This is a genomic window from Tritonibacter scottomollicae (assembly GCF_032924845.1).
GTDB lineage: Bacteria > Pseudomonadota > Alphaproteobacteria > Rhodobacterales > Rhodobacteraceae > Epibacterium > Epibacterium scottomollicae.
The window spans coordinates 1,216,192-1,228,471 of record NZ_CP136704.1 but is presented as its reverse complement, the minus strand read 5'-3'; the positions used below and the strand labels follow the sequence as shown (position 1 = coordinate 1,228,471).

At 61.4% G+C, this 12,280-nt stretch carries 10 protein-coding genes; 7 read left to right on the top strand and 3 right to left on the bottom strand.

Features of this window, described 5'->3' with window-relative positions:
• Positions 1-59 precede the first annotated feature (59 nt).
• The 3 genes from queA (at position 60) to R1T40_RS06380 (ending at position 3,383) form a co-directional block, all read left to right on the top strand.
• Positions 60-1,109, top strand: a complete 1,050-nt coding sequence (gene queA, locus R1T40_RS06390) for a tRNA preQ1(34) S-adenosylmethionine ribosyltransferase-isomerase QueA (protein ID WP_317386290.1) — start codon at positions 60-62, stop codon at positions 1,107-1,109.
• 271 nt (positions 1,110-1,380) lie between these two features.
• Positions 1,381-2,655, top strand: coding sequence for an MFS transporter (locus R1T40_RS06385; RefSeq protein ID WP_106163551.1), 1,275 nt, complete (start codon positions 1,381-1,383; stop codon positions 2,653-2,655).
• Between the two features lie 149 nt (positions 2,656-2,804).
• Positions 2,805-3,383, top strand: coding sequence for a DUF924 family protein (locus R1T40_RS06380; protein ID WP_317386289.1), 579 nt, complete (start codon positions 2,805-2,807; stop codon positions 3,381-3,383).
• A gap of 114 nt (positions 3,384-3,497) precedes the next feature.
• Here the strand turns inward: R1T40_RS06380 and R1T40_RS06375 are convergent, their stop codons facing one another.
• On the bottom strand, positions 3,498-3,956 hold the full coding sequence (locus tag R1T40_RS06375; RefSeq protein ID WP_317386288.1) for a pyridoxamine 5'-phosphate oxidase family protein: 459 nt from the start codon (positions 3,954-3,956) through the stop codon (positions 3,498-3,500).
• Between the two features lie 299 nt (positions 3,957-4,255).
• Between R1T40_RS06375 and lpdA the strand changes: the two genes are divergently transcribed.
• The 3 genes from lpdA to uvrA all read left to right on the top strand — a co-directional run bounded on the left by lpdA (position 4,256) and on the right by uvrA (position 9,976).
• On the top strand, positions 4,256-5,650 hold the full coding sequence (gene lpdA, locus R1T40_RS06370; protein WP_317386287.1) for a dihydrolipoyl dehydrogenase: 1,395 nt from the start codon (positions 4,256-4,258) through the stop codon (positions 5,648-5,650).
• A 156-nt stretch (positions 5,651-5,806) separates the two neighbouring features.
• A complete protein-coding gene (locus R1T40_RS06365) occupies positions 5,807-6,991 on the top strand; it encodes an MFS transporter (RefSeq protein ID WP_317386286.1) in 1,185 nt (394 codons plus the stop codon).
• A gap of 93 nt (positions 6,992-7,084) precedes the next feature.
• Positions 7,085-9,976 (top strand): excinuclease ABC subunit UvrA, encoded by a 2,892-nt coding sequence (gene uvrA, locus R1T40_RS06360; protein ID WP_317386285.1) that lies wholly within the window; start codon positions 7,085-7,087, stop codon positions 9,974-9,976.
• A gap of 94 nt (positions 9,977-10,070) precedes the next feature.
• On the opposite strand, the gene R1T40_RS06355 is transcribed toward uvrA, so the two are convergent.
• A complete protein-coding gene (locus R1T40_RS06355) occupies positions 10,071-10,520 on the bottom strand; it encodes an excinuclease ABC subunit A (RefSeq protein ID WP_317386284.1) in 450 nt (149 codons plus the stop codon).
• A 129-nt stretch (positions 10,521-10,649) separates the two neighbouring features.
• Here R1T40_RS06355 and R1T40_RS06350 point away from each other — a divergent pair, with 129 nt between their 5' ends.
• Positions 10,650-11,411, top strand: coding sequence for a helix-turn-helix domain-containing protein (locus tag R1T40_RS06350; RefSeq protein WP_317386283.1), 762 nt, complete (start codon positions 10,650-10,652; stop codon positions 11,409-11,411).
• On the opposite strand, the gene mmsB is transcribed toward R1T40_RS06350, so the two are convergent.
• Positions 11,408-12,280 carry a 3-hydroxyisobutyrate dehydrogenase gene (gene mmsB / locus R1T40_RS06345; protein WP_317386282.1) on the bottom strand — a complete coding sequence of 291 codons (873 nt, stop codon included), beginning with the start codon at positions 12,278-12,280 and terminating at the stop codon, positions 11,408-11,410. The two genes, R1T40_RS06350 and mmsB, sit on opposite strands and share 4 nt — an antisense overlap.

Here is a 12,280-nt window from a genome sequence, read left to right as displayed (position 1 = left end):
TGAGATGTGACGACTGTGGGCCATGGACTTTCCTCTGGGCGCGCAGTATCGCGCGCCACATGAAACTCAGCGATTTTGACTTTGACCTGCCCGATGATCTGATTGCGACGCGGCCCGCCGTGCCGCGATCCTCCGCGCGTCTGCTGGTGGCGGAGCAGGACCAGATCACCGATGCCCGTGTGACCGATCTGTTACAATGGCTGCAGCCGGGCGACCGCCTGGTTTTGAATGACACCCGCGTCATCCCGGCGCGTCTCAGCGGTCAGCGTCATCGCGACTCGGCGCAAGGCGCTGTGTCGGCGCGGATCGAGGTGACCTTGCTGGAGCCGCAGGCCGATGGCTGCTGGGGCGCTTTGTTGAAACCGCTCAAGAAGATCAAGGTCGGTGAGACGGTGGTGTTCAGCGATCAGCTGTCGGCAGAGCTTGTCGAGGTGGTCGAGGGACAGGGACGTCTGCGCTTCAACCTTGCGGGCGATGATTTCGACGCGGCGCTGGCCGAGGCGGGGGCAATGCCGTTGCCGCCCTATATCGCCGCCAAACGTCCGGCAGATGAGCAGGACAAGACCGATTATCAGACCGTCTGGGCACGCAGCACCGGCGCCGTCGCGGCGCCCACGGCGAGCCTGCATTTCGACGAGGCACTGCTGGCGGCGCTCGCTGCAAAGGGCGTTGAGTTCACCTATGTCACGCTGCATGTGGGCGCCGGTACGTTCCTGCCGGTCAAGGTCGAGGACGTGACGAGCCACAAGATGCATGCCGAATGGGGGCAGGTGACGGTGCAGGCCGCGGCGGAGATCGCCGCCACCAAGGCGGCTGGCCAGCGGGTGATCCCGGTGGGCACCACAGCGCTGCGCCTGATTGAAAGTGCTGCGCGCGACAGCGGCGCGATTGCACCTTGGGAGGGTGAGACGGATATCTTCATCTATCCCGGTTTCACCTTCCGGGTGGCGGATGCGCTGATGACCAATTTCCACCTGCCGAAATCAACCTTGATGATGCTGGTCTCGGCCCTGATGGGACAAGAGCGCATGCGCCGGGTCTATGATCACGCGGTGGCGGAGCGCTATCGGTTTTTCTCCTACGGAGATGCCTCTCTGCTGATTCCCTGAGCATCATCCCAGTCATGCGGTGGCGATCCCATAGGCTGAGGGGTTGACCGTTAACGTTACTGTGGGAAGGTCGCGCAGGAACACGTCCGAGTCGGAAACGCCGGGCTATTGCGCCGAGAAACAGACGATACCTTGACCCTTGCGAGCGCCCACGGCGTTTTTTGCATTTACACACTGCCCCAAACCGGCCGCGCGCCAGGGGTTCATGAAACTCTCCTCGTTCGGTCTAAACCGGCGGGCTCCTGACAAAGATTGAAGGAGACGAAACGACATGTTGCAAGTTCTGTCGAGTGCCTGGGCGCTTCTAATGGGGGTCGGGCTACTGATGCTGGGCAACGGTCTTCAGGGCACGCTCTTGGGTGTGCGTGGGGGGATCGAAGGCTATTCCACGCTGACCATGTCGCTGGTCATGTCCACCTATTTTGTCGGACTGCTGCTGGGCTCCTGGGTGTCGCCGGGCATGATCCGACGCGTGGGCCATGTGCGGGTCTTTGCGGCACTGGCCTCGCTGATCTCGGCTGTGATGGTGATCTATCCGGCCGTGCCGAACCCAGTCGTCTGGATGCTGGGCCGTCTGATCGTTGGTTTCTGCTTCTCCGGGGTGTACGTCACGGCGGAAAGCTGGCTCAACAATGCCGCCGACAATGAAAACCGCGGCAAGGCGCTGTCGCTCTACATGATCGTGATGACGCTGGGGCTGGTGGCCGCACAGGGGTTCATCCTGATCGGTGACCCGGCGGGCTATCTGCCCTTCGTGATCGCCTCTATTGCGGTTTCGATCTCCTTTGCGCCGATTCTGCTGTCGATTTCACCGACGCCGGCCTTTGACACCGCAAAGCGGATGACCCTGAAGGAGCTGATGAAGGCGTCACCTCTGGGCTGCGTCGGCATGTTCCTGATTGGCGGCGTGTTCTCGGCGCAGTTTGGTATGTCGGCGGTGTACGCGACCGAAGCCGGGATGAAGCTGCATCAGGTCTCGCTGTTTGCCGCAAGTTTCTATGTCGGCGCCTTGTTTATGCAGTTCCCGCTGGGCTTTCTTTCGGATCGGATGGATCGGCGTCTGCTGATCATGTTTGTCGCCGGAACGGCGAGTGTGACGTCGGTGCTGGCGATGCTCCTTGGGGGCTCGTTCGTGCTGCTGCTGGTCTCGGCCTTTGTCATCGGTGGGCTGATCAATCCGCTCTATTCCTTGCTGCTGGCGCATACCAACGACTTTCTGGATCATGACGACATGGCCTCGGCCTCTGGCGGGTTGATCTTTATCAACGGGCTTGGTGCTTGTGGCGGTCCGGTCATCATCGGTTGGCTGATGTCGGACTCCGTCGCTGGCCCGAATGGGTTCTTCCTGTTCATGGCGGTCCTACTGGGCATTCTGGTGGTCTACGCCGGATATCGCGCCACGCAGCGTGCAACCATTCCCGTGGATGAGACCGGTGTCATGCCTGCCATGAGCCCGTCCTCCACGTCGGTCGCGGTGGAACTGGCACAGGAATATGCCATCGAGACAGAGTTGGAAGAGCAAGAAAACGCCGCTTCTCCAAACTGATAGCGCAATCACGCACAGGAAACGGTCATCTCATCACAAAAGTGACTGAGGTGGCCGTTTTTGTAACCTAACGTCACTTGTGCTCGCCCCCTGAATCAGGCTCATCTTGGAAGTGTTACGTTAATTTTATAGCCGGTGGAGAAAGACCAATGGCAGGCCCTGAACAGATACTGGAATTTTGGCTCGATCACGTCGGCGAGCAAGGCTGGTATCGGCAAGACGATGCGCTGGACGCAGAGATCCGCGCACGGTTCGAGGACACATGGAAACAGGCTTGCGAGGGCAGCTACTCGCTCTGGCTGACCTATCCCAGCGGTGTACTGGCCTATATCATCCTGATGGATCAGTTCCCGCGCAATATGTTCCGCGGTCAGGGGCGTGCCTTTGCGTCGGATCAGGCGGCGCTGTCTGCGGCCAAGGCAGCCGTGGATCGCAAATGGGACCTGAAGATCGACGAGCCTGCACGGCAGTTCTTCTATCTGCCGATGATGCATTCCGAGAGCCTGTGCGATCAGGAACGCTGCGTGCGCCTGATCCATGAGCGGCTCGATAAGACCGGCGCGCAGAACTTGCTGCACGCGCGGGCGCACCGCGAGGTGATCCGCCTGTTTGGCCGTTTTCCCTATCGCAACGAGGCGCTCAGCCGCCACAGCACCGCGCCGGAACTGGATTACGTCAGCGCCGGTGGATATGGCTCCACGGTGCGGGAGTTGCAGGCCATCGCCTGAACCGGTCTCTATCGAGAGAGTGCAAAAGGCCCCGTCGGTTTGGCGGGGCCTTTGTGTGTCATGTTGTCGCCAAACACCGCCCGTTGCGAGATGGCTTTGCCGCGAGGCTTTTCTTCAGTCCGACGGCGGGCGCACCCCATAGAGGCGGCAGGCATCGGCGCGCAGATCGGCTTCGCTCCTGTCGGGTCTCACCAGATAGCTGGGTGCTAGAATGCGGGAGCTGCGTTCGATGCGGACCGAGATGACATGGCGGATTCGAAAGGCGTCGCCCGTCATCGCCAAGAGCGGAGCCGCCAGCTGCGAAAATTCAGGATCATCGGGAGCGATGATCTCCGCGTGACCTTCCAGTTTTCGACCACGCTGCAGAAACACGTCGATCAGGCTGACGCAGACTGCCGGGTTGGCGCGGATGTTCCTGACGCTGCGAGCAGAGGCGATATCGGCGATCACCAGCTGGGTTTCGCCGGTCTGAGCATAGATTTCCTTGGGCGACACATTGGGTCTGTTCTGCGCATCCGAGGTGGCAAGCCAGCAAAGGACGGCGTGTTCGGTTTCCGTGAAGTCAGTGCTCATGCCTGGGGTCCTGCCTTGTCTGCCTGGAGGTTTTTGACTCGGGTCGAGCCTAGGCCACACCAGCTCTTGCACTAAGGACGCCGTGCGACGCCCATCGGGAGCAATGCGGCGGCGAGAGGGCTCCGCCTCCGAGAGAGGTGATTTTCCTGTTGCCCGACATCCCCGGCTTGTTAGGGTCGAGGCCAGTTCGAGCAATAATCTGCAGCCTGTCGGTGAGGTGGGTCTTCGGTTGTTGCAGCGCAATGGAAATTAGTTTAACGGTAAACTAGTTTTTGGATCTTTGTTCATGAGGGAACACAATGGCCGCAGCATCCTATGACGTGATCGTAATCGGCGCAGGCCCCGGTGGCTATGTCGCCGCAATCCGGGCCGCGCAGCTCGGTCTGAAGACCTGCGTTGTCGAGCGCGAGCACCTTGGAGGCATCTGTCTGAACTGGGGCTGCATCCCGACCAAGGCGCTGTTGCGCTCGTCGGAAGTGTTCCACCTGATGGAGCGCGCGAAGGACTTCGGCCTCAAGGCTGAAAACATCGGCTATGACCTCGGCGCGGTGGTCAAACGCTCGCGCGGCGTGGCCAAGCAGCTCTCGGCGGGCGTCAAAGGTCTGCTGAAGAAGCACAAGATCGACGTGGTCATGGGCGCGGCGACAATCCCTGCCAAGGGCAAGGTGTCCGTCAAAACCGACAAGGGCACCGAGGAGCTGACGGGCAAGAATATCATCGTCGCCACCGGTGCGCGGGCGCGGGAACTGCCGGGGCTGGAGGCTGATGGCGATCTGGTCTGGACCTATAAGCATGCGCTCGACCCCAAACGCATGCCGAAAAAGCTGCTGGTCATCGGGTCCGGCGCGATTGGCATCGAATTTGCTAGCTTCTACAACACCTTGGGGTCGGATACGACCGTGGTTGAGGTGATGGATCGCGTCTTGCCGGTGGAGGACGAGGAAATCTCGAAATTCGCCAAGAAGGCGTTCGAGAAACAAGGCATGAAGATCATGCAAAAGGCGATGGTCAAGAAGCTCGATCGCGCCTCCGGCAAGGTCACCGCTCATATCGAAGTCGGCGGCAAGGTCGAGAAACACGAGTTTGACACGGTAATTTCCGCCGTCGGCATCGTCGGCAACACCGAAGGCCTCGGGCTTGAGGAACTGGGCGTCAAGATCGACCGCACCCATGTCATCACCGATGAATACTGCCGCACCGGCATCGACGGCGTCTATGCCATTGGTGACATCGCCGGCGCGCCGTGGCTTGCGCATAAGGCCTCTCATGAGGGCGTGATGGTGGCCGAACTGATCGCTGGCAAACATGCCCATCCGGTGAAACCAGAAAGCATCGCGGGCTGCACCTATTGCCAGCCGCAGGTGGCCTCGGTCGGCTACACAGAAGCCAAGGCCAAGGAGCTGGGCTACGAGATCAAGGTCGGCCGCTTTCCCTTCATCGGCAACGGCAAAGCCATTGCCTTGGGCGAGCCGGAGGGTCTGATCAAGACCATCTTTGACGAGAAAACCGGCGAGCTGTTGGGTGCGCATATGGTCGGCGCGGAAGTCACCGAGCTGATCCAGGGCTATGTGGTTGGTCGCCAGCTGGAGACCACCGAAGAGGACCTGATGAATACCGTCTTCCCGCATCCGACCCTGTCGGAGATGATGCATGAAAGTGTGCTGGATGCCTTTGACCGGGTGATCCACCTCTGATCTGCTCATCTTGGGATGTTTTCAAAGGCCGGGTGTTTCGCCCGGCCTTTTTTGGTGCGGTTTGTGTGGGTACAAAATAGCTGCCATGTTGTCTGGCGTCCCGGGGGACGCAGGCATAGGGTGGCGGCTGATTTTCAGTAGTATGAGAGCAGTCGGATGCAGCAGCAGGAGCGTGGGACAAACTGGGTCATGGTGCTGCTGATCTGGGCGGCGGGCCTGGGGGCTGCGGCGCAATACGGCAAGATCGCGGTGATCTTTGACCGGCTGCCCGCGCTCTATCCCGGTGTTGGCGCGGCGATGGGCTGGACCGTGTCGCTGGTCGGAGTGCTGGGGATCGTCTTTGGCGTGGTGGCGGGGCTGTTTGTCTCGGCCTTTGGGTATCGGCGCACACTGGTCTGCGCGCTGGCGCTTGGCGCGGTGATGTCGGCCCTGCAGGCGCTGCATCTGCCCTTCGGCCTGTTCTTGCTAACGCGGGTGGTGGAGGGGATCTCGCATCTCGGCGTGGTGGTGGCCGCACCGACACTGATGGCGATCCTGGCAAGCGGCCCGGCGCGCGGATTGGCGCTGACGATCTGGAGCACCTTTTTTGGTGTGGCCTTTGCGATCCTGAGCTGGGCCGGGCTGCCGCTGGTTGATGCCTATGGCGTGCTGGCGCTGTTTGGCGTGCATGCGGCGATCATGGCTGTGCTTGCGGTGATCCTGCATGTGGCGTTGCGCGATGTGCCGGTGCCGGCCCGCTCGCGCTGTCCGGATCTCGCCGCCTTGCCCGCCCTGCATCTGAGCATCTACCGGTCTCCCTACAAACTCGCCCCGGCGGCGGGGTGGCTGTTCTACACCTGCTGTTTTGTGGCGGTGCTGACGGTGCTGCCGCCTTTTTTCGACGAGAGCATCCGCCCACATGTGATGGGGGCGATGCCGCTGGTGTCCATTGCGGTGTCGATGACAATCGGCGCACTGCTGCTGCGGCAGATGCCCGGTGTGACGGTGGTGCAGATGGGCTTCCTGATTGGTGTGGCGTCGATCCTGTGGCTTTGGGCGATACCGGGGCATTGGCTGGCCTGCATGGCGCTGGCGGCGGGGTTCGGGCTGGTGCAGGGCGCAAGCTTTGCCGCGGTGCCGCAGCTCAATGACATCGCCGCCGCGCAATCAGAGGCCAATGGCGCCATGGCGCAGGCGGGCAATCTGGGCAATGCCATCGGCACGCCGCTGTTTGTTGCGGTGATTGCATTTGGGGGCTATGGCGCATTGATGCTGACGGTGGCACTGCTGCTTTTGTGTGGCGCGGTGGTGCATCAAGGCCTTGCATTCAAGCGCCGCCGCTGGGCCGCTGACAGTTTCTGACAGCACATCTGACGCCGTTCCCTGTCTGTTCCGCATTTTCTCTTGGAGACTCGCGACTGCTCACCTATGTGTAATGCAAAGTTTGGGGGCGATATGGCTGAGTTGAAGAATATCGAGGTGCGCGGCGCGCGCGAGCACAATCTCAAGAACATCGACGTGGACATTCCGCGTGATGAATTGGTGGTGATTACCGGCCTGTCGGGATCGGGCAAGTCGAGCCTTGCCTTTGATACCATCTATGCCGAGGGGCAGCGGCGTTACGTTGAATCTCTCAGCGCCTATGCGCGCCAATTCCTGGATATGATGGAAAAGCCGGATGTGGATCATATCTCGGGCCTGAGTCCGGCGATCTCCATCGAGCAGAAGACCACATCTAAAAACCCGCGCTCCACCGTCGGCACGGTGACGGAGATCTACGACTATCTGCGTCTGTTGTTTGCGCGCGCGGGCACGCCCTATAGCCCCGCCACCGGCCAGCCGATCGAGGCGCAGCAGGTGCAGGATATGGTCGACCGGATCATGACGCTGGAGGAGGGCACCCGCGGCTATCTGCTAGCGCCCATCGTGCGCGACCGGAAGGGCGAGTATCGCAAGGAAATGCTCGAACTCCGGAAGCAGGGTTTTCAGCGGGTGAAGGTGGATGGTGAGTTCCATGACCTCGACACGCCGCCGACATTGGACAAGAAATACCGGCACGACATCGACGTGGTTGTCGACCGTCTGGTGGTGAAGGAAGGGCTGGAGACCCGGTTGGCGGACTCTCTGCGCACCGCATTGGATCTGGCTGATGGGATCGCCATTCTGGAGACCGCCCCGCGTGAGGGCGACCCGGAGCGGATCACCTTCTCTGAGAATTTTGCCTGCCCCGTCAGTGGTTTCACCATCCCGGAGATCGAGCCGCGGCTGTTTTCCTTCAACGCGCCCTTCGGGGCCTGCCCGCATTGCGATGGCCTTGGTGTGGAGCTGTTCTTTGACGAGCGTCTGGTGGTGCCGGATCAGGGGCTGAAGATCTATGACGGTGCGCTGGCGCCCTGGCGCAAGGGCAAATCGCCCTATTTCCTGCAAACCATCGAGGCGATCGCCAACCACTATGAGTTCGACAAGAACACGCCGTGGAAGGATCTGCCCGCGCATGTGAAACAGGTGTTCCTGCATGGCTCCGGCGATGAGGAAATCGCCTTTCGCTATGACGAAGGCGGCCGCGTCTACAATGTGACCCGCGTTTTTGAAGGCGTGATCCCCAATATGGAACGCCGCTACCGCGAGACGGATTCCAACTGGGTGCGCGAGGAGTTCGAGCGGTATCAGAACAACCGCGATTGCGGCCATTGCGGCGGTTATCGTCTGCGTGAAGAGGCGCTGGCGGTGAAGATCGGCCCTGCAGGAGGCGCGGCAGAGGATCGTCTGCACGTGGGGCAGGTGGTGGAGAAATCCATCCGCGAGGCGCTGGCCTGGATCGAAGAGGTGCCGAGCCACCTCACCGCGCAAAAGCAGGAGATCGCCCGCGCCATCGTCAAGGAAATCCGCGAGCGTCTCGGGTTCCTCAACAATGTGGGGTTGGAGTATCTGACCCTCAGCCGCAACGCAGGCACGCTCTCGGGCGGGGAAAGCCAGCGGATCCGTCTGGCCAGCCAGATCGGCTCCGGTTTGACCGGGGTGCTTTATGTGCTGGACGAACCGTCCATTGGTCTGCACCAGCGCGACAATGACCGGCTGATCACCACGCTCAAGAACCTGCGCGATCAGGGCAATACGGTGATCGTGGTGGAACATGACGAGGATATGATCCGTCAGGCCGATTACGTCTTTGACATCGGCCCCGGTGCCGGTGTGCATGGCGGGCAGGTGGTGAGCCACGGCACGCCCGCCGCGGTCGAGGGCGATGCGGGCTCGGTGACCGGGCAGTATCTGGCCGGAACGCGCGAGATTGAGGTGCCTGCCACACGGCGCAAGGGCAACAAGAAGAAGATCAAGGTGGTGAAGGCCACCGGCAACAACCTGAAAAACGTCACCGCCGAATTCCCGCTGGGCAAATTTGTCTGCGTCACCGGCGTGTCGGGCGGCGGCAAGTCGACCCTGACCATTGAGACGCTGTTCAAAACCGCTTCCATGCGCCTCAACGGGGCGCGCCAGACGCCTGCACCTTGCGAGACGATCAAGGGGCTGGAGCATCTGGACAAGGTGATCGACATCGACCAGCGCCCTATCGGGCGTACCCCAAGATCCAACCCCGCGACCTATACCGGCGCCTTTACCCCGATCCGTGACTGGTTTGCTGGTCTGCCGGAGGCCAAGACGCGCGGGTATAAACCGGGGCGGTTCTCCTTCAACGTCAAGGGCGGGCGCTGCGAGGCCTGTCAGGGGGACGGGGTCTTGAAGGTCGAGATGCACTTCTTGCCCGACGTCTATGTCACCTGCGAGACCTGTCAGGGCGCGCGCTACAACCGCGAGACGCTTGAGATCAAGTTCAAGGGCAAGAGCATTGCCGATGTGCTTGATATGACTGTGGAAGACGCGCAGGAATTCTTTGCTGCCGTGCCGACGATCCGCGACAAGATGGACGCGCTGATGCGGGTGGGGCTTGGCTATATCAAGGTCGGCCAGCAGGCCACGACGCTCTCGGGCGGTGAGGCGCAGCGGGTGAAACTGTCAAAGGAACTGGCGAAGCGCTCCACTGGACGGACGCTCTATATTCTCGACGAGCCGACCACGGGTCTTCATTTCGAGGATGTTCGCAAGCTGTTGGAAGTGTTGCATGAACTTGTCGAACAGGGCAATTCCGTGGTGGTGATTGAGCACAACCTCGATGTGATCAAAACCGCTGACTGGCTGATTGATATCGGTCCCGAGGGCGGCGATGGTGGTGGTGAGATCGTCGCCACCGGCACGCCGGAAAAGGTGGCGGAAGAGCCGCGCAGCCACACCGGATATTACCTGAAGCCAATGCTTGCCGCCAAGGCGCGCAAGAAGGTTGCCGCGGAGTGATGAAGCCGGGGCGAGGGGATCTTGCACCCCTCGCCCTGTGCCTCGTCCTGTGGTGCCTGCTGCGCTGCACGTGACCACGGACGCGACCATAGGCCTATTCGGTGCGGATCTGGTGGTCCCCGGATGGTGCGGTGCGCGCCAGCAGCAGCGGGATCAGGAACAAGGCAAGGAAGCCGGTGTTCATCACCACATTAAACGGAGCGCCGGACAGGACAGAACCCAGGCTGTCCGGCACATACCACGCCAGTAAGGTTGGCAGCAGGATGCGGCGGGCCAGCGCTGGATCTTGTGGGTATATCAGCGTGGTGACTTGCCAGACCGCCACAGCAAGGCCGATCAGCACACCGCCTGATATCGCCAGCATAAGTTGCGTCACCTCGTGATCGACGTCCTGCGCGCCGTCAAAGGGCAGGAACGCGATGTCGACAAAAGCAAGCGCGGCAGGTTTGATCTGCGTGTGCGGCGCCAGCATCAGGGCAAGGCCGAATAGCGCGGTTCCGATCGCGGCGATACGCAGCACGTGCGTTGCAAGATCATGTCTCATGGCGTTCTTTCTCTCATTTTGAGGCTCGTGTGGAACATGAACGGGCAGGGGCGCTGCTTCAATTACGTCGCAGGTAAGTGTATGGCCGTGTCCAAGGCTAGGTGGCCGTGAATGAAGGGCAGGGCTGATATGGGTGATTTCAGCGATCGGTTGAGGGAATGGCGGCAGCTGCGTCGGATGAGCCAGCTCGATCTCGCGCTCGCGGCAGAGGTTTCGGCTCGACATGTCTCATTCCTCGAAACCGGGCGGGCGCAGCCCAGCCGCGACATGGTATTGCGTCTGAGCACGGAGTTGAGACTGCCACAGGTGGAGATCAATGGCCTGTTGTCAGCCGCCGGGTTTGCGCCCGCCTATGGCGCGCGCCGTCTCACGAAGGCCGACCTGGCGCCGGTGCGGGAGGCGGTCGATTGGATGCTGGAGCGTCATGCCCCCTATCCGGCGATGGCGCTGGATCGGCACTGGCGGGTGCTGGCGCTGAATGCGCCGCTGCAGCGGCTGATGGGGCCCGTGGGGCTGGGCGTCGAGGACAGTCTGCTTGAGGCGCTGCTGCACAATGACAGCCTGCGCTGCAATATCGTCAACCTTTCAGAGGTGGAACGGTTGATCCTGCAGCGGTTGCGCAGTGAACTGTCGCACTTCGGGCGGGACGATGTGATCGAGCGCCATATGCAATGTCTGAAAAACCGTGGTGCGCAGGCGACGGATGGGGCGCCGACACCGCCGATGATCCCGACCCGGTATCGGATCGCAGGTCAGGTGCTGTCGTTCTTCTCGGCGATGTCACAGTTTGGTACAGTCGAGGATATCGCCCTGTCGGAGCTGCGGATCGAGTGCATGTTTCCGGCGGATGAGGCCACGCGGGTGGCGCTCATCCAGTTGGGGGCGTCTTAGCCGCGGCCGCGTTTCTCAAGCCGGGGCAGCATGGCGGAGAAATCCTTGCCCTTGCCGTCCTCATTGTCGACGAACTGGGTATAGAGCGCTTCGGCCAGCTGACCCATCGGGGTATCAGCATCGGCGCTGCCTGCAGCTTGTTGTGACAGACGCAGATCCTTCAGCATCAGATCGGCGGCAAACCCCGGCTGGTAGCCATTGTCCGCAGGCGATTGCGGACCCACACCGGGGGCCGGGCAATAGGCGTTCATCGACCAGCTGTAGCCCGAGGAGGTCGAGACCACATCGAACATTTTCTGCCGGTCAAGGCCAAGTTTGTCGGCCAGTGCAAAGGCCTCGCAGGTGGCGATCATTGTGACGCCGAGGATCATGTTGTTACAGATCTTTGCGGCCTGACCGGCACCGGCCTCGCCGCAATGCACGGCCTTTTGGCCCATGATGTCAAACAGTGGCGCAGCCTTGGCAAAGGCCTCGGTCGAGCCGCCCGCCATGAAGGTCAAGGTGCCGCCCGCCGCGCCACCAATGCCGCCGGAGACGGGGGCATCGACAGACAGAAGACCGGCCGCTGCTGCCTGATCGGCCACGGCGCGCGCGCTGTCCACATCCACGGTGGAGCAGTCGACGAAGGCCGCGCCCGCGCTCATGGCGGGGACAATCTCGGAGGCGACATGACGCAGGATGTCGCCATTGGGCAGCATGGTGATGACCACATCTGCGCCCGTTGCGGCCTCGGCGGCACTCTTGGCCATGGTGACACCTTCGATGGCGACATCCGCCATATCAAAGCCCGTCACGTCATGGCCTGCCTTGGCAAGGTTCGCCGCCATCGGGCCGCCCATGTTGCCAAGTCCGATAAATCCGATTTTCAT